Source organism: Kribbella sp. NPDC051952 (genome assembly GCF_040680855.1).
In the GTDB taxonomy this organism is placed as follows: Bacteria; Actinomycetota; Actinomycetes; order Propionibacteriales; family Kribbellaceae; genus Kribbella.
On sequence record NZ_JBFAXQ010000005.1, the window covers coordinates 333,199 to 351,430 of the forward strand.

Consider the following 18,232-nt stretch of genomic DNA (forward strand, 5'->3'; position numbering starts at 1 on the left):
GGAGGCTCCGTAATGAAGACATACACAGCGTTTTCAGCGATCGTTGCAGTCAGCACCTTTGCCGTTGCCGTCGGCACCTTGCCTGCGCACGGCAGTCCCACCGACGATCCGCTCGACCTGGTTCCCGGCCTGCTGACGGACAGTAGTCAGCCGGCCGGTCCGGCGCAGGCGCCTGCCTGTTCCGGTGTCGTCATCAAACCCGGCCAGGACGCGGCCGCGATCATCGCCGACGCGCCGACCGGGACGACGTTCTGTTTTGCCAAGGGTCTGCACCGGATCAGCGAGACGATCCATCCGCGGCCGAACCAGGTCCTCGCCAGCGACCAGGGCGCCGTACTCACGGGATCTGTCCCGCTGACCAAGTGGGTCGCGTCGAGCGGCGACTGGGTGACCACGGGAGCCCTGCCGCCGGCGTACGCCCAGACCGGGCAGTGCGAGGACAACAAGACCAACATCTGCTACCTCCGTGAGCAGGTCTTCTTCGACGGCAGGCACCTGACCCGGGTCGCCACCCGCGACAAGGTTGCCGCTGGCACCTTCTACTCCGACTACGCGGCGAACGCGGTCTATCTCGGCGACAACCCACAGGGCCACTCGGTCGAGATGTCGAAGACACCGACCGCGATCGAGTCCAGCGCGAACACCGTGACCGTGCGTGGGCTGACGATCGAGCACTTCGCCACTCCCCCGCAGGGTGGTGCGGTCGTGCTCGGCCTGGGCTGGAGGGTGTTCGCCAACGAGATCCGCTGGAACCACGCGGTCGGCGCGATGCTCGTGAACGCGGACAGCGCCGTACTCCAGAAGAACCTGATCCATCACAACGGTCAGCTCGGCGTCGGGCAGTACAGCACGTTGCGCGGCACGATCTCCGGCAACGAGGTGACCGACAACAACACCGACGGTTTCTGGATCGCGGACTGGGAGTCGGGCGGGATCAAGACCACCTGGTCCAACGGCGGTTCGGTGTCGGACAACCTGATCAAGGCCAACCGCGGGGTCGGCCTGTGGAGCGACGCGTACGACGACAGCCGGACCTTTGCCGACAATCAGATCCTCGACAACGCCGCCGACGGGATCCGGTACGAGATCGGTCGCAACGGCGTGATCGAGGACAACGTGATCAGCGGCAACGGCTTCGGGACCGGCCGCGGCTCGGGTACGTCGCTGTGGGACGGCGGCGGGATCAACGTCAACACCTCGTCGAACGTGCAGGTCCGTGACAACGTGGTCGCGAACAACGTGAACGGCATCTCGATCCAGTCCCGGACCCGAGGCTCCGGCCCGTGGGGTCAGAACGTGCTCCGCGACGTCGTTGTCTCCAACAACCAGGTGACGATGCGCGGCGGCACCACCGCGACCGGCATGGTGCAGAACTCCGGCGCGGTCATTCCGGCCGGCGAGGTCACGATGAACAGCAACACCTACATCCTCGACAGCATGACCGCGGAACGGTTCCAGCGGACCGGCCAGTGGTACACCGCGCAGCAGTGGCGCCAGACCGGTCAGGACACCACGAGCGCCTTCCGGATCGGGAAGGCGATCCTGAATGCGACGGGCATCCTCACGATCGAGCCGTCAGGCGGCTGACGTGCTCGACCAGGAGCTCGCGGAACACCGTTGAGTCCCGCAGGTCGGGCGTGAAGATGGACTCCACGCCCAGCAGGGCGTCGACCACGGCGGCCGGCTCAGTCGCACCCGCGAGGGCTGCCTTGAGCCGGTCGGCCTGCGGGTCGTCGACGGTCGGAGTCTGCAGCACGTAGACCATCCACGCGGCGACGGCGAGCGAGATGACCCGCGGCTCGGCGCCGGCAGCCAGGCGGTCGCGCACCGTGCCGAGCATTCGGACCGGCAGCTTCACCGAGCCGTCCATCGCAACCTGCGTGGTCCGGTGCTTCAACGCCGGGTTGGCGAACCGCTCCAGCACACTCGCGCCGTACTCCACCAGATCCAACCCGTCAGGCGGCGACAGCGTCGGTACGACGTCCTCGGTCATCAACTCACGCGCCAAAGCGGACAACTCGTCGTCGCGGACCGCCTCCGCGATGGTCTCGTAGCCACGCAGTGCGCCCAGATAGGCGAGCATCGAGTGGGTCGCGTTGAGCATCCGCAGTTTCGCCTGCTCCCACGGCGCGACGTCCGCGGTGAGCACCGCACCACCACGCTCCCAGGCCGGACGATCACCGGCGAAGTCGTTCTCGATCACCCACTGCAGGAACGGTTCCGCGACCACCACCGCCTCGTCGCGTGCGCCGAGCAACCGGGCGGCCTCCTCCCGATCGGCCTCGGTCGTCGCGGGCACGATCCGGTCCACCATGCTGGCCGGGAACCGGGTCGCCTCGAACACCTCCGGGACTTTGCCCAGGGCATCGAAATAGTCGGTCACGAGCTGGCGAAGGAAGGGGCCGTTGGCCACCAGGTTGTCGCAGGACACGATCGTCAACGGCTCGTCCCGCCGCGCCAGACCGGCGGCGAGCTGTCCCACGACGGTCCGCGGTGGCCGGCCGGTCAGGTCGGCCTGGATCTCGGGATCGTTCAGGTCGAGCCCGGTCCCCGTGGCGCGGTAGCCCTTCTCGGTCACGGTCAGCGTCACCACCGACACCGCCGGATCCGCGATCCTCGCGACCACGGCCTCCGGATCTTCCGGTGCGGTCAGGACCTCACGGATGCTGCCGATCACCTGCACCGACGGATCACCGAGTCCGCGCTCGAGAACGGCGTACAGGCCGTCTTGAGGTGCGAGCTGGTCGCGGACGTTCGCGGAGCGTTGGCTCACGCCGGCGATCCCCCATCGCGTCTCGCCGGTGACGACCGCGGACCGCTCGGTGACCACGGCCTGGTGGGCGCGGTGGAACGCGCCGAGGCCGAGGTGGACGATGCCGACCGACAGCGCTCGCGGGTCGACCTCGGGGGCGACGGGGAGATGGGTGAGACTCAGCCTGTTCAACGGATTCCCTTCATTCGGAGGGCTCTTCTTTGACCCGGGCAACCAACTGGGTGGGATTGACGAAGCGGAGCGCGACAACCAGCAGTATCAGCATCATCGCTGTGTACAAGACTGCCATCGCGTCCACCGACTGCTGGGCCCGGATCCCGGCTGCGGACATCGAGTAGTACAGCGCCACCACCAGCGTCTGCGAATCCGGGCCGGCGGTGAGGAAGGTCAGCTCGAACATGCCGACCGTCCGGACCAGCACCAGGATCGCCGACGCCAGCAGCCCGGGGACGAGCAGCGGCGCGAGGATCTTCAGGAACACGGCCCGGGTGCCGGCCCCGAGCATCCGGGCGGCGTCCTCGATCCGCGGGTCCACCTGCTCGATGAACGGCGTCATCGTGAGGATCACGAACGGCACCGACGGTACGAGGTTCGCCAGTACGACGCCGGACAGATGACCGGCGAACCCGAACTTGTACAGCACGGTCGCGAGCGGGATCCCGTACGTGATCGGCGGCATCAGGATCGGCAGCAGGAAGGTCAGATACACCAGCCGCTTACCGGGGAAGCTCTTCCGGGCCAGCACGTACGCCGCCGGTGCACCGACCAGGACCGACAGTACGACGACCAGCGCCGAGGCGAGCAAGGTCACCCAGATGACGTGCAACAACCCGAACTCACGCCACGCATCGCCGTACCAATGAGTGGTGAACCCAGTCGGCACCCAGGTGTCGAACCAGCGCTTGCCGAACGAACTCACCAGCACCGACCCGACCACGCCGGCCAGGTTGACGAAGAAGAAGATGACGACCGCCCAGATGACCCAGGCCGTCGGTGTTGCCCTGACCGTACGGGCGCTCATCCCTTGCCTCCCGTCGATCCGGTGTAGAGCCGCGATCGCCACACCAGCACGATCGCGACCACGATCAGCTCAACCGCGCCCATGATCATCGCGATCGCCGACGCATAGGCGTAGTCGTACTGCTCGTACGCCGCCTGGTACGCCGCGAGCGAGATCACCCGGGTGGCCCCGGCCGGATTACCGACCAGCACCGCCGACGGGAAGACGGAGAACGCGAGTACGAACGTCAACAAGAAGGTTGTCGCCAATCCGGGCGCGAGCAACGGCAGCGTGATCCGGCGGAACCGTTGGGCCGGGGATGCGCCGAGGGTCGCGGCGGCCCGTTCGAGGGTCGGGTCGATACCGCTCAGGTACGACAGCACGAGCAGGAACGCGAACGGGAACCCGGTGATGACGAGCGAGAAGAAGACGCCCCAGTAGTTGTTCGTCAGGCGGATCGGATTGTCGACAATCCGCAGGTCGAGCAGCACCCGGTTGAACCACCCGGTCGGTCCGAGATAGTTCAGCAACCCTTGCGCGGTGAGCACGGTCCCGAGCGTGATCGGTACGACGAGAACGGTCGTGAGCAGCCGCTTCCCGCGGAACCGGCCGCGCATCCGGAACGCGATCGGCACCGCGGCGAGCACGTTGAGCAGCGCCGCAGGCAGCGCGATCTTCAGCGTGGTCGCGATCGTGTCCCGCTGGTAGGCGTCGCTGAAGAACTTGTCGTAGTTGGCGAGCAGGCCGCCGCCGTTCATCGGCTGGAAGGAGAGGCTGAGACCGTAGAGGAACGGATAGACGAACAGCAGCAGCACGAAGATCGTGGCCGGGAGCAACAACCAGAGCCGCCGATCGACACCGCGCTCGGCGAACCGATGCTGCCAACTGGAAGACGCACTCAGACGACCGGTCGCACTCATACGGCCAGCCCTGCCCCGGCGAGATCGGTGGCGGGACGGTCCGCACCGTTGGACGGGTAGACCAGGAGCCGCTCCGGCTCGATCGTGATCGCCACCGGATCACCAGGTTCGACCTTGCGTTCGGTCCGGGCGTGCAGCCGGGTGCCGTCTTTCAGCGCGACCTCGACCGCAAGCTCGCGGCCTTGGTACTCGACGACCTCGACCAAACCGCTGATGCCCTCCCGGCCGAACTTCACGTCCTCCGGGCGCACCGCAGCGACCACATCCGAGCCATTCAGGACCTCACCTTGCGCCACACCAGTGACCGTCGTACCGCCGATCGTCAGCGTCACCTCGTCGCCGGTCAGACCGTCGACCTTCACCGGCAGGAGGTTGCGGTAGCCCATGAAGTCGGCGACGTGCCAGGTGGACGGCTTGGTGTGGACCTCTTCCGGCGTACCGATCTGCTGCACGCGACCTTGGCGCATGACAACCAGGCGGTCAGCCAGGCTGAGCGCCTCCTCCTGGTCGTGGGTGACGTACACCGTGGTCAGCCCCAGCGATTGGTGCAGCCGGCGGATCTCGGTCCGCATCTCCAACCGGAGCTTGGCGTCCAGGTTGCTCAGCGGCTCGTCCATCAGCACCAGCGACGGCTCGAGCACGGTCGCCCGGGCGATCGCGACCCGCTGCTGCTGACCACCGGAGAGCTGGCCCGGCAGCTTGCTCGCGTGCTCGGCCAGCCGGACCATGTCGATCGCTCGCGTGGTCCGGCGCCGTACCTCATCCTTCGGCAGGTGCCGCATGCGGAGTCCGAAGGCGATGTTGTCTCGAACCGTCAGGTGTGGAAACAGCGCGTAGTTCTGGAAGACCATGCCGAAGCCACGCCTCTCCGGCGGCAGGGTGTCGATCCGCTGATCGTCCTGCCAGATCGCTCCGGTGGTGAGCGGCAGCAGTCCGGCCAGGCAGTTCAGCGCGGTCGACTTCCCGCAGCCCGACGGGCCGAGCAGGGCGATGAACTCCCCGCGCTCGATGGTGAGATCGAGATCGGCGAGCGCATCCGCCGTACCGAAGCGTCGGCCGACGCCCTCGAGCCGGAGCTGACCGAAGCCGGTCGCCGTGGGCGCGGCCTCCACCAGGCTCACTTCTTCACCTTGCTGCCGCCGACCTCACGGTCCCACTTGTCGAAGGCCGCGACCAGGCTCTTCGCGTCCAGCGGTACCTCGGTCGGATTGTCGGCAATCAGTTTGTCGTACTCCGGCCGGCCGAAGTCCATGATCGCCTGCTGGCTGTCCTGCGGCGCCTTCGACAGATCGACACCCTTGATCGCCGGGCCCGGGTAGAAGTAGCCCTTGTCGTAGGCCTTGGCCTGCTGGTCCGGCGTCAGCATGAACTGCAGCAGCTGCAGGATCGCAGCCTGCTTGTCGGTCGAGACTCCCTTGGGTACGACGGCGTAGTGCGCGTCGGTCACCCAGTGGAAACCGGTCAGCGGCGTGACCGCGGCCTCTTTCGGGACGGTGCCGAGGACGCGCGGGTTGATGTCCCACCCCGTCGTACTCGCGATGATCGTGGCCGACCCGTTGGCGAGGGCCTTCATGGTGTCCGCCGTACCCGAGGGGTAGAAGTCGACGTACTGGTTGAGTTCCTTCAGGTACGCCCAGGTCTTGTCCCAGCCGTTGATCGGGTCCTTCGGGTCCTTGTCGCCGAGGATGTAAGGCAGGCCCATCAGGAAGGTGCGGCCGGGGCCTGAGTTGGCCGGGCGCGCGTACATGACCTTGCCCTTGTTGGCCTTGGCGTAGGCGAGCAGGTCATCGGCAGTGCGCGGTGGCGCGGGGACCTTGGCCGGCAGGTACTCGAGCAGCGGGCCGGACGGGTAGTAGGTCACAGTCACGCCGCTGTTGCCGGCCAGCTCCTGCATCTTCGCCGCGGGTGGGAGGTAGTCCTTCATGCCGGGCAGGCGATCGGCGTACTTGGGCAGCAGCTCGGTCCACAGCTCCTGCTGCTGACCGGCCGAGAGGCCGTCGGTGCCGGTGAGCACGAGGTCGAGGTCGACCCGGTTCGCGTTCTGCTGGGCCTTGATCTTGCCGGCCAGCTCGGGTGCCGGGGCCTTGGAGTAGGTGACCTTGGAGATCACGTCGGGATGCTGCTCGACGAAGTCGTCGATCATCGGCTGGGTCAGCTGCAGGTTGCCGGCCACGTCGAGGATGTTCAGCGACACCGCCTTCGACGGCTTGTCGGGTACGTCGCCGGTGTCGCCGGCGGGCTTGTTGGTGGTCGGCGCACCACACGCGACCAGGATGGCGAGCAAACCGAACGCTGCGGCCGTTCTCCGTTGCAGGTGCATCGGATCTATCTCCTCGGGATCGGGGCGGTTGATCTCCAGGGGCGGGGATCTAGGGGTTCGGGGCCGGACCGGTGGAGTCGCGGACGATGAGTTCACCGTGCAGGGTGCCGCGCGGGTCGATGGAGCCGTCCGGGTCGTCGAGCAGGGCCAGCAGGAGCTCGACCGCGATCCGGCCGGCTTCTTGTTTGGGCAACCGGACCGTGGTCAGCGCCGGCCGGGCCATCCGGGACATCGCGATGTCGTCGACGCCGACGACACTGAGAACCCCGGGCACCGAGATCCCCCGCGTGTGCAACCGCGCCAGCAGCCCGATCGCGACCAGGTCGTTGTAGGTCACCACGGCGGTGGCGCCGGTCGCGACGACCTGGTCGGCCGCTGCCATACCACCCTCGTACGTCGGCGCGAAGTTGCCGACCGCAACTACCTCGGCGTGGTGCTCCTCGACCGCGGTGCGCAGACCGAGACCACGATGCTGGGTCGACCACGAAGTGGCGGGTCCACCGACCCAGGCGATCCGGCGATGCCCGAGCGCGACCAGATGCGCGACGGCCTGCCGCATGCCCTCTTCGTTGTCGTAGGTGATGCCGGGGATGCCCGCCGCCGCACGGTTGACCAGTACGACGTTCGTATTCTCGGCGATCGCGGACAGATCGGCGTCGCTGGCCCGCGGTGAGCAGAGGACGATGCCGTCCACCTGCTTGGACAGGGCCTGGACCAGACCGACCTCGGCCACCTCGTCCTCGTCGGTGTCCGCGACGAAGACGGCCACATCGGACCGGCGGGCGCGGGCCTGCACGCCTTTGACCACGCTGGCGAAGAACGGGTTTGCCAGATCGGGCACGACGAGGCCGATCGTGCCGGTGCGGCCGGTGATCAGACCGCGGGCGGCGCGGTTGGGCTGGTAGCCCAACTGCTCGACCGCGGCGGCCACCCTGGCCCGGGTGGCGGCGTTGACCATCGCCGGCATCGACAGCGTTCTGGACACGGTGGAAGGCGACACCCCGGCAAGCCGGGCCACGTCACGAAGCGTCGCAGGCGTCGCAGGCATGCATGGTCACCTCCTCCGCGGCAGAGTCTGCAATCGCTTTCAGTCCCGTGTCAAGCTCTCGATCATCGACTGTGCAGGCCGTCACCAATTCGCCTTGTGGACAGGCACTTGTGCGGGCACGAGCTCACTGCAATCCTTTGCAGAGTTCGTTGCAGCCACTCTTCCCGGAGGATTCATGCCGAAGGCCCTGCAGCCTCATCCGGATCGCGCCCTGCCCGCGGGCGAGGCCCGTGACGTCGCCCGCCGGATCCACGCCTCGACGAAGGACCTGCCGCTGCTGTGTCTGCACGGCCACGTCGACATCGGGCTGTTCGCGACCGACGCACCGTTCGGCAACCCGGCCGAGTTGCTGGTCGTCCCGGACCACTACGTCACCCGGATGCTGATCTCCCAGGGCATCTCCCCCGACCGCCTCGGGCTCCCGCGCCGCGACGGCAGGACCACCGCGGACCCACGGGAGGTCTGGCGTGAGTTCTGCTCGAACTGGCACCTCTTCCTCGGTACGCCGAGCCGGTACTGGCTCGAGCACGAGTTCGCCGAGGTCCTCGGTGTGACCACGCACCCGTCGGCCGAGACCGCCGACGAGCTGTACGACCAGATCTCGGCCCGGATCGCCGAGCCGGAGTTCCGGCCGCGGGCCCTGCTCGACCGGTTCAACATCGAGCTGATCTCCACCACGGACGCGGCCACCGACGATCTCGCCCAGCACGCCCAGCTCGCGGCGGACCTGCCCGGCCGAGTGGTCCCGACCTTCCGGCCGGATGCCGTCGTACACCTCGATCGGCCAGGCTGGCCCGAGCTGGCCCAGCAGCTCGGTGCGCTGGCCGATGTCGACACCTCGACGTACGACGGGTACCTGCAGGCGATCCGGCAACGTCGGCAGGCGTTCGTGGCGGCGGGTGCGCGGGCCACCGACCACGGGCACCTCAACGCGGCCGCCGTACCCCTGACGGATGCGGAGGCGGCGCGGATCTACTCGGGTGCGTTGAAGGGTGACGTGACGGCGGAGGACGCGGCGGTGTTCGCCGGGCACATGCTGTACCAGTCCGCGGTGATGTCGGCCGAGGACGGACTGGTGATGCAGCTGCACCCGGGCGTACTGCGGGATCACGATTCGGCCATTCATGCGACGTACGGGCCGGATCAGGGGCACGACATCCCGGTGGCGACCGAGTTCACCCGGTCGCTGCGGCCGTTGCTCGAGCGGTTCGGTCACGCCGAGGGCTTCGGGATCGTGCTGTTCACCGTGGACGAGACGGTCTACTCGCGGGAGCTCGCGCCGCTCGCGGGCGTCTACCCGGCCGTCCGGCTCGGAGCGCCGTGGTGGTTCCTCGACAGCCCGGACGGGATGCGCCGGTTCCGCGAGCTCGTGACCGAGACGGCCGGCTTCTACAACATGTCCGGCTTCGTCGACGACACCCGCGCGTACCTCTCCATCCCGGCACGCCACGACCTGGCCCGCCGCATCGACGCCGGCTACCTCGCCGACCTGGTCGTCCAGCACCGGATCGACGAGGATGACGCCGTACAGGTCGCGAAGGACCTCGCCTACAACCTGGCCCGCGACACATACCTCGCCTGAGCCGCGCACCCGGCGGGCGGGTAGTCTCTCGCAGATCTGTTCGCCGGGGGTGGGTGAAAGGGTGTGGATGAGGCGTCGTGCTGTCGCGGCGGGTGGTGCCGTGCTGGTCTTGCTGTTGGCCGGGTGCTCGGACACCGGGCCATCGAGTGAGCCGCCGAAGGGTGGTCAGGCGACGACCACGGTGACCGTGCCAACCGGTCCGCCGGCCGCTGCTGCCGCTGCACTCGGCCCGACCGGACCCAGTACGGCGAAGCCCTGCAGAGGCGTCGCGATCCCGGTCGGCACCGACCCGCAGTCGGTGATCGACGCGGCACCCAAGCGCAGCACCTTCTGCTTCGCGAAGGGCGTGCACCGGATCAAGCGCGCGATCCAGCCGCGCGCAGGTGACACACTCAGCGGTCCAGGCGCCGTACTCACGGGGTCTGTGCGTCTGAGCGGTTGGAAGCGCTCCGGCGCCGGCTGGGTGGTGCAGGGCGTGCTGCCGGCCGCGTACCCGCTCAAGGGGCAGTGTGAGGACAACCAGGCCAAGCCATGCCAGCGCGGCGAGCAGGTCTTCGTCGACGGCAAGCATCTGACCCGCGTGATGGGCCTCGGCCAGCTCAAGGCCGGGACGTTCTTCGAGGACTACGCAGCGAACGAGGTGTACGTCGGGGACGACCCCGGCGGCAGCGATGTCGAGATGTCCCGGACGCAGACGGCGATCGAGAAGTCGGCCGACAACGTCACCGTCACCGGGCTCACCATCGAACACTTCGCCAGCCTGCCCCAGGGCGGCGCACTGCAGGTCGGCACCGGCTGGAAGGTGACGGCGAACGAGGTCCGCTGGAACCACGCCGTCGGGATCATGGTGATCGAAGGCGACGGCGCCGAGGTGAGCCGGAACACGGTCGCGGACAACGGGCAGCTCGGGATCGGTCAGTACAAGTCGGCCGGCGTCCGGATCACCGCGAACCTGGTCACCCGGAACAACACCGACGGGTTCTGGATCGCCGACTGGGAGTCCGGTGGGATCAAGTCGACCCGGTCGTCGGGTGAGGTCAGCGGCAACGACATCGTCGCGAACCTCGGGATCGGGATGTGGAGCGACATCGCCGAGTACGACCGGCGGATCACCGGGAACCGGATCCGCGACAACGCGGCCGACGGGATCCGGTACGAGATCAGCTACCAGGCCGTGATCGACCAGAACGTGGTCGAGCACAACGGCTTCGGCACCGGCCGTGGGTCCGGCGGGACGCTGTGGGACGGCGGCGGGATCAACGTCAACACGTCCTCCGACGTCCAGGTCCGCGGCAACCTGATCCAGGCCAACCGCAACGGCATCTCGCTGCAGTCCCGCACCCGCGGCGACGGTCCGCGCGGCACGTACGTCCTGTCCAACGTCGTGATCGAGGGCAACTCGGTCGTGATGGACGACGCGACCGCCAGCACCGGTGTGGTCGAGAACAAGGGCTCCCCCGCCAAGCCCGGCGCCGTCACGTTCCGCCGCAACAGCTACCAGATCGCCGGCCAGTCAGCCGATCGTTTCGCCTACCAGGGCAGAACCCTCACCTGGTCGCAGTGGCAACAAGCCGGCTTCGACCAGGACTCAGTGAGCAGCTAGCGAACGGGCTCGTTGTCGTATTCGGTCGGCGTCGCAGATGGCGGCGGCGACCAGTAGGTGCAGCGTCATCGACGAGAGGTCCGAGAGGCCGCTCTCGTTCAGCGAGGCGGTCGTGACGTAGCCGAGCAGCAGCGCGCCACAGGCCCGGATGTACGGCGTGGGCGCCCGAAGCACCGAGATCCACGCCAGGATCAGTGCGATCCCGACGATCGCGACCGCGAGCAGCCCGGTCTCCCAGTAGAGGCCGAGCCAGCTGTTGTCGATCGCCATCACGTCGACGTCGCCCTCGCCACGGGTCAGCAGGACCCGTTTGTTGCCCAGGCCGTGCCCGATGATCGCGGTCTGGACGGAGACCTTCTCGTCCAGCACCGCCTGCCAGCTGGTGGTCCGGCCACTCAGCGAACTGATCTGCTGCGTCCCCTGCCCACGCAACAACCACGTGTGCAGGGAGCCGATGGTCAGGAACGCGAGCCCGACCATCGCCGGAACCACCAGGCTGGCGATCCGCCCGACCCAGGTCTTCCGGGTGATGATCAACGCGACCACCAGCCCGAAGCCGACCGCCGCGGCCGAGGTCCGGGTCCGGCTCGCCGCGACCAGTACGCCGCCGAGCCCGATCAACGCCGCTGCCGGGAAGAACGAGAGCTTGCGGCAGATGAACCCGATCAGCGCGAGCCCGAGCAGGATCGCGCCGACCTCGCCGACGCGCGGCGGCAGCATCGGGATGATCACGCCCTGCAGGCGATACCCCGCACCCAAGGACGACAGCGGCCGCCACGCCTGCGACGGCGCGTACGCGAGGCTCAGGATGACCGTTGCCGCCAGCAACAGATGGGCCCAGAGATGGGCCCGGACCAGCCGCTCCGGGATCTGCACCAGCGGCCGCCAGAGCAGGAAGACCAGGACCAGCCCGACCATGAACCGGGCCAACCGGGTCAACGGCCCCATCGGCTCCGCCAGCAGGAAGGCGGTGGCGCACGCGAACAGCACGTACATCACGTACATCATGCCCGCGAGATTCACCCGGGTCCGGAACCCCGGTTTGGTCGCCGCCACCGCGATCAGGAAGATCGCGCCCAGCAGCAGCCCTTTCATCACGCTGTTGGTGGACCCCGTCGTACCCTGCGGCGCCGCGACCCGCGAGGACCACGGCTGTACGCCGAGCACGAACAGGCACCACAGCGTCAGCCAGAACCAGGCCGGCTTCTGGATCTCCCCTTCGACCGTGCCTGGCACTGGCGGCGCGAGCTGCGTCCCCGCCGAGCCGCGCATCATGACGGTCAGCGGAGCGGAGCCGAGTCGAGCGGCTTGTAGTTCAGCGGGATGCCCAGCGTCTCGTCGTGCGACGAGGCACCGATGAGTACGACGCCCAGCACCGGAGCACCGGCGAACTGCAGCGCACCGGTGAGCCGCGCGAGGTCCATCTCCTTGTCGAGCCCGACCTGCACTACCAGCACGGACGCGTCGACGGCGGCCGCCAGCGGCGTGATGCCGTGCCGCCCGACCGAGGCCGGACCGTGGATCACGACCGAGTACCCCGGCGGCAGGTCCGCCACGATGCCCGGCACCAGCGACGGCCCGACCGCTTCCGCGGTCTCCTCGTGGTTCAGCCCGGGCGGCAGCACGTAGAGGTCGGCGACCGTGCCCGGCCGGAACAGCTTGCGGGCCCGGATCGCCCGGGTCGCGGCCGGCTCCATCACCAGGTCGGTCAGGCCCTCATGGCCGGTCAGGTGTGGCAGGACCGGCGTACCTTCGATGTCGGCCAGGACCAGCAGGGTCTCGCGGCCGTCGCGGGCGTTCGCCTCGGCCATGGCCAGTGCGATACCGGCCGAGTTCGGGGTGGGCGAGGCGGAGACGACCAGCAGGGCGCCCGGGCCGCCACCGGCGAAAGCGCGCGGGTTCAGCTCGCGGCGGGCAAGGGCACCGCTCGCCTCGGCGCCCAGCGCGGTGATCTCGTACTGCGGTAACTCTGGAGCGGCCCGGTGCCAGAACCGGCGACGGTGCCCCTCGGAGGCAGCGATGACCGGCGAGCTGGCCGCCCGCGCCGCCTGGTCCCGCGTCAGGATGTACGGCGTCAAGTGGGACCGGAGCAGCGCGAGTCCGAAGCCCAGCACCAGGCCGAGGATGCCGCCGACCAGGATGTCGCGGGCAACCATCGGCGACGAGCTCGCGGTGTCAGTGGTGGCCGGTGTGGCCAGCTGGCTGCCCGCACCGACAGCCGTCAGCGCCTTGAGCATCGCGGCCGAGTCGTCGGCGGCCTGGCGGGCCTCGGTCGCCAGCGTGACCCGCTGGTCCCGGTAGGCCGAGGCGGTCTGGTTGTCGCCGCGCTGGATCGCTTCGTCGATCTGGCTGACCAGGGTCTTCGACTGCTGGCTCGCGGCCTTGGCCCGGTCCTGCGCCTGGCCGGCGAGGTTCGTCAGCAGGGCCTTGGCCTCGTCGTTGCGCTGCTTCAGGTAGATCGTCGAGATCGCGTTGGCCCGCTCGACCGCTTTCGTCGCGGTCGGGCCGTCGGTGGTGACCAGGTAGGCGTTGTCGGTGACGGCCTTCACCCGGGTCACCGATGCCAGGTCCTGAAGAGTCTGGTCGTCGTCCGGCATGCCCAGCGCCTTCACGACCGCGCGGAGCAGCGTCGGGCTGGCCATCACCCGCGCCTGGGTCTCGGCCGGCAGGTCCATACCGAGCGGACCGGTCTTGTCCGCGCTCGCGACCAGCTTCCCGACCAGGGCCGGCGGCACCGCCGGGCCGATCACGAGCTGGCTCGAGGCGGTCCAGCGCGGAGTCTGGGAGAGCGCGAACACGGAGGCTCCGGCCAGTCCGAGCAGGATGCAGCCGATGATGAGCCATTTCTGCCGTAGCAGTGACTGAGCGGTCTCCCGCCAGACCACGGTGCCCGGTTCCATCCCAACCTCACTCCCTCGTGCCAGCGCCCCAGGATATAGGCACCTGGGCGCGCTATGACCACAGCATCTCGTCCTGTGCCTTACTCTCTGTCTGGGGATTTGGGATTTACATATGTCCAAGGGGGGACATCACAGATGAAAAAGAGATGGTCGTTCGCGCGTCTGGGGATCGTGGGCGCTCTCGTCGCCGGTTCGCTGGTTGTCGTTGCCGCGCCGCCGGCGCAGAGCAACGAGGCCTCGCTCTCGGCAGTCAACAGTTCGAGCTGGCAGACCAACGCCAGCGTTCAAGGCATCGCGGTGGCCGCCGGCAAGGCGTACGCCGGAGGCCGGTTCACCAGCGTCCGTCCGCCGGGCGCCGCGGCGGGGACCGGTGAGGTCGCCCAGGCGTACCTGGCCGCGTTCGACGCCTCGACCGGTGCGCTGGTCAGCTCGTTCAACCCGGTTCTGAACGGTCAGGTCTACGCGGTGGCCGCCACCGCGGACGGCTCGCGGATCTTCATCGGCGGCGACTTCACCACCGTGAACGGCCAGACCCGGAACCGGATCGCGGCCTTCGACACCGCCACCGGCGCACTCGTGGCGAACTGGAAGCCGTCGGTCTCCTACCGGGTCAAGACGATCGCCGTCTCCGGTACGACGGTCTACTTCGGCGGCTCGTTCGGCCTGGTGAACAACATCGAGCGGCTCCGGCTCGCGGCCGTGACCACCGACGCCGGCACGCTGTTGCCGTGGGCACCCGCCGTCAACGGCGACGTGTACGCCGTGGACGTCGCCGACAACGCCTCCAAGGTGTACGCCGGTGGCCAGTTCAGTACCGTCAACGGCACCAACCAGAACACCGTGACCAGCCTCGACCCGGCGTCCGGCGGCGTACTGCCGTTCCCGGGCTCGTCCGCGGTCCCGCCGCCGAACGGCTCCTGCACCACGCGGGTGAAGTCGATCGACGCCAGCGGTGACACCGTGTACTTCGGCAACGGCGGTGACGGTGGCGGCTGCTTCGACGGCACCTGGGCGGTCGACATCGCGACGAACACGCTGAAGTGGAAGAACCAGTGCCTGGGCGCCACCGAGGCGGTCAGGGTCGTCAACGGCTGGCTCTACAAGGGTTCGCACGCGCACGACTGCGCCAACCAGGGTGCCGGCGGCTTCCCGCAGGGCTTCGACTACCGGTTCCTGCTCAGCGAGAAGATCACCGACGGAACGCTGGGACCGTGGTACCCGAACACCGACGCGGACCCGAACAGCGTGACCAACGTCGGTCCGCTGGCCTTCGCAACCGGCGGAAACGACCTCTGGGTCGGCGGCGACTTCCTGCACGTGAACGGCGCGGCCCAGCAGGGCCTGACCCACTTCACCAACGCGACGCCGGGGGCGGCTCCGGCCAAGCCGGCCAAGCTCCTGCCGTACAGCGTCCAGCCCGGGGTGGTGCAGATCCACTTCCCGACCGTGCTCGACAACGACGACAGCACGCTGACCTACCGGCTGCTGAAGGGCTTCAGCAACACCACGATCGCGACCTGGACCGCCAAGTCCGTGCCGTGGGACAAGCCCTGGCTGCACTTCACCGACTCCACCGCGGTGCCGGGTGAGGTGACCAACTACCGCGTCGAGGTCACCGACGGCAGTACGACGGTCCGCGGTAACTACTCCGACCCGATCACGGTCGCCACGACGCCGTCGACGGCGTACGACCAGCTGATCAACTCCGACGGGCCGCAGGCGTACTGGCGGCTGGGTGAGGCGGTCGGTACGACGACCTCGGTCGACGCCTCGGGTCAGAGCAACAACGGCACGTTCACCGGGGTGACGCTGGGCGGCGCCGGCGCGATCTCGGGCAACACGTCGATGACGACCAGCTCGACCTCCGGGCGGATGGTCGGCGAGAAGGCGTACAGCTTCCCGCAGCAGTTCACGGTCGAGGCCTGGGTGAAGCAGAGCGGCGTCAACCGCGGCGGCCGGATCATCGGCTTCGGCAACTCGAAGACCGGGAACAGCGGCGGTGGCGGCGACCGGATGCTCTACATGCGCACCAACGGGTCGATCGTCTTCGGGGTGAACGACGGCACCCAGCGCACGCTCACCAGTGCGACCGGGAAGAACGACGGGCTCTGGCATCACGTCGTCGGCACGTACGACGGCAGCCTGATGAAGCTGTACGTCGATGGAGCTCTAGCCGGCAGTGGCAGCGCCGGAGCGGCCTCGATCTACTACGGCTGGTGGCGGGTCGGGTTCGACAACACGAGCACCTGGCCCGGTGGTGGGGCCACCCAGACCGGTATGGGAATCGACGAGGCGGCGGTCTATCCGTACGCGCTCAGTCCCGTTCAGGTACAGGGCCACTACGCAGCGCGCTGAACAGATTCTGGGAACTGCAGCACAAAGTCATAACGCGAGTGGGGGGCCCGCTTGGCGTGGGCCTCCCACAGGACTAATGTCCGCCTCTGGTGCGTGATGAGGCATGCACTGTTTTACCCCGCCTGTCCGAAGGACATAAATGAAGAAGCTAGTTCTCGCCGTCGTCACTGCCGCGGCCGTACTCGCCGCGGCGTTGATCCCCTCCGGACCGCCGGTGGAGGCGGCGACACCGGGTTTCGGCTCGGCCGTCTCGGCGATCAAACAGACCTCATGGCAGACCAACAGCAGCGTCAACGCGATCGCGATCTCCGGCAACACGGTGTTCGCCGGTGGTCTGTTCACGCGGATCCGCCAGCCAGGTAAGCCGGCCGGCGTAGGTGAGGCTGCCCGCACCTACATCGCCGCGTTCAACCGCACCACCGGCGCTCCGACCTCGTTCGCGCCGGTCCTGAACGGCCCGGTCTACAGCATCGCCACCAGCCCGGACGGCAACTGGGTCGTGATCGGCGGTGACTTCACCACGGTCAACGGGATCAAGCGCAGCAAGATCGCGATGTTCTCGGTCGTCACCGGCAAGATGGTCTCGGCCTGGGACCCGGTCGTCGCGGCCCGCGTCAAGGCGCTGGCGATCTACGGCAACAGCGTGTTCATCGGCGGCGCGTTCACCAAGATCGACGGCGCGGTCCGCAACCGGCTCGGCGCGGTCCGGCTGATCCAGGGCGACCTGCTGCCGTGGAACCCGAACGCCAACAGCGACGTGTACGCGATCGACGTGTCCGACAACGGCACCCGCGTCTTCGTCGGTGGCCCGTTCAGCACGGTCAACGGCAAGGACCACTACTCGCTGGCGATGCTGAACAACACCACCGGTGCCGCCTTCGCGTTCCCGGCCGCGGCGGCGATCCCGAAGCCGACCGCCACCTGCACCACCCGGGTGAAGGACATCGACACCCTCGGCGACAACGTCTACGTCTCCAACGGCGGTGACGGCGGCGGTTGCTACGACGGCGTCCTGGCCGCGCAGGTGTCGACCGGCAAGCTGCTGTGGCAGAACAAGTGCCTGGGCGCGACCGAGGCGATCAAGGCGATCGGCAGCTGGCTCTACAAGGGCTCGCACGCGCACGACTGCTCGTCGTCGCCCAACGGTTTCGGCAACGGCACGGGGACGCACTACCTGCTGGTCGAGAGCACCATCAACGGCAACCTCGGCCCTTGGTATCCGAACACCGACGCCAACCCGAGAAGTACCACCCAGGTCGGTCCGCTGGCGATGGCCGGTACGGCCACGGACCTGTGGGTCGGTGGCGACTTCCTGCACGTCAACGGACAGGTCCAGGCGGGTCTGACCCGGTTCACGAACGCGCCGGGTGGCGCGGCTCCCGCCGTACCGAAGAAGCCGATCGTGACGGCGACGTCGTCCGGCCGGGTGTACGTGAAGTACTCCGACGTGTACGACGTGGACAACATCTCGCTGACGTACAACGTGTTCCGGGGCTCGACCAACGTCGGTTCGAGCAAGTACAGCACGTACTTCTGGCAGCTGCGGAAGTCCTACACCGTGACGGACCGGGGCCTGAAGCGCGGGTCGACGTACACGTACCACATCGAGGTCCACGACGGGCGCAACATCATGAAGAGCCCGTCGGTCAGTGTGAAGATCCCGTAGTACCAAGCAGTCGAAGGGGGTCTGCCTGAAAGGGCAGACCCCCTTGCCATGCGACCTTCCGGGCT

General features: G+C 68.2%; 13 protein-coding genes. 5 read left to right on the forward strand and 8 right to left on the reverse strand.

The window, feature by feature from the left end; genetic code table 11:
- Positions 1–12: 12 nt before the first annotated feature.
- The gene (locus AB0L70_RS13000; protein ID WP_363683274.1) at positions 13–1,587 is read left to right on the forward strand and encodes a right-handed parallel beta-helix repeat-containing protein; all 1,575 of its coding nucleotides are present in this window, start codon (positions 13–15) and stop codon (positions 1,585–1,587) included.
- On the opposite strand, the gene AB0L70_RS13005 is transcribed toward AB0L70_RS13000, so the two are convergent.
- From AB0L70_RS13005 to AB0L70_RS13030, 6 genes are read right to left on the reverse strand one after another with little or no spacing between them, the layout of a single operon-like run.
- The gene (locus AB0L70_RS13005; RefSeq protein ID WP_363683276.1) at positions 1,562–2,944 is read right to left on the reverse strand and encodes a mannitol dehydrogenase family protein; all 1,383 of its coding nucleotides are present in this window, start codon (positions 2,942–2,944) and stop codon (positions 1,562–1,564) included. The genes AB0L70_RS13000 and AB0L70_RS13005 overlap by 26 nt on opposite strands.
- Positions 2,945–2,954: 10 nt before the next feature.
- Complete coding sequence (locus tag AB0L70_RS13010; RefSeq protein WP_363683278.1) at positions 2,955–3,794, reverse strand: ABC transporter permease subunit; 840 nt, start codon at positions 3,792–3,794, stop codon at positions 2,955–2,957.
- Positions 3,791–4,693: a sugar ABC transporter permease gene (locus tag AB0L70_RS13015; protein ID WP_363683280.1), complete on the reverse strand. Its 903-nt coding sequence runs from the start codon at positions 4,691–4,693 to the stop codon at positions 3,791–3,793. Before AB0L70_RS13015 ends, AB0L70_RS13010 begins: the two co-directional genes overlap by 4 nt.
- On the reverse strand, positions 4,690–5,814 hold the full coding sequence (locus tag AB0L70_RS13020) for an ABC transporter ATP-binding protein (protein WP_363683282.1): 1,125 nt from the start codon (positions 5,812–5,814) through the stop codon (positions 4,690–4,692). The genes AB0L70_RS13015 and AB0L70_RS13020 overlap by 4 nt, the downstream gene beginning before the upstream one ends.
- Positions 5,811–7,013: an extracellular solute-binding protein gene (locus AB0L70_RS13025; RefSeq protein ID WP_363683284.1), complete on the reverse strand. Its 1,203-nt coding sequence runs from the start codon at positions 7,011–7,013 to the stop codon at positions 5,811–5,813. The genes AB0L70_RS13020 and AB0L70_RS13025 overlap by 4 nt, the downstream gene beginning before the upstream one ends.
- 49 nt (positions 7,014–7,062) lie before the next feature.
- Positions 7,063–8,061, reverse strand: coding sequence for a LacI family DNA-binding transcriptional regulator (locus AB0L70_RS13030; RefSeq protein WP_363683286.1), 999 nt, complete (start codon positions 8,059–8,061; stop codon positions 7,063–7,065).
- Between the two features lie 175 nt (positions 8,062–8,236).
- On the opposite strand from AB0L70_RS13030, the gene uxaC reads away from it, so the two are divergent.
- Positions 8,237–9,643, forward strand: coding sequence for a glucuronate isomerase (gene uxaC, locus AB0L70_RS13035; protein ID WP_363683288.1), 1,407 nt, complete (start codon positions 8,237–8,239; stop codon positions 9,641–9,643).
- Positions 9,644–9,710: 67 nt separating this feature from the next.
- Positions 9,711–11,246, forward strand: coding sequence for a right-handed parallel beta-helix repeat-containing protein (locus AB0L70_RS13040; protein ID WP_363683290.1), 1,536 nt, complete (start codon positions 9,711–9,713; stop codon positions 11,244–11,246).
- Here AB0L70_RS13040 and AB0L70_RS13045 read toward each other — a convergent pair.
- Entirely contained in the window at positions 11,232–12,521 is a 1,290-nt protein-coding gene (locus AB0L70_RS13045) for a hypothetical protein (protein WP_363683292.1), read from the reverse strand. The two genes, AB0L70_RS13040 and AB0L70_RS13045, sit on opposite strands and share 15 nt — an antisense overlap.
- Positions 12,522–12,526: 5 nt before the next feature.
- Positions 12,527–14,146: a Wzz/FepE/Etk N-terminal domain-containing protein gene (locus tag AB0L70_RS13050; RefSeq protein ID WP_363683294.1), complete on the reverse strand. Its 1,620-nt coding sequence runs from the start codon at positions 14,144–14,146 to the stop codon at positions 12,527–12,529.
- Between the two features lie 135 nt (positions 14,147–14,281).
- Here AB0L70_RS13050 and AB0L70_RS13055 point away from each other — a divergent pair, with 135 nt between their 5' ends.
- Positions 14,282–16,501: a LamG-like jellyroll fold domain-containing protein gene (locus tag AB0L70_RS13055; RefSeq protein ID WP_363683296.1), complete on the forward strand. Its 2,220-nt coding sequence runs from the start codon at positions 14,282–14,284 to the stop codon at positions 16,499–16,501.
- Positions 16,502–16,640: 139 nt separating this feature from the next.
- On the forward strand, positions 16,641–18,167 hold the full coding sequence (locus AB0L70_RS13060; RefSeq protein ID WP_363683298.1) for a fibronectin type III domain-containing protein: 1,527 nt from the start codon (positions 16,641–16,643) through the stop codon (positions 18,165–18,167).
- Positions 18,168–18,232: the final 65 nt, after the last annotated feature.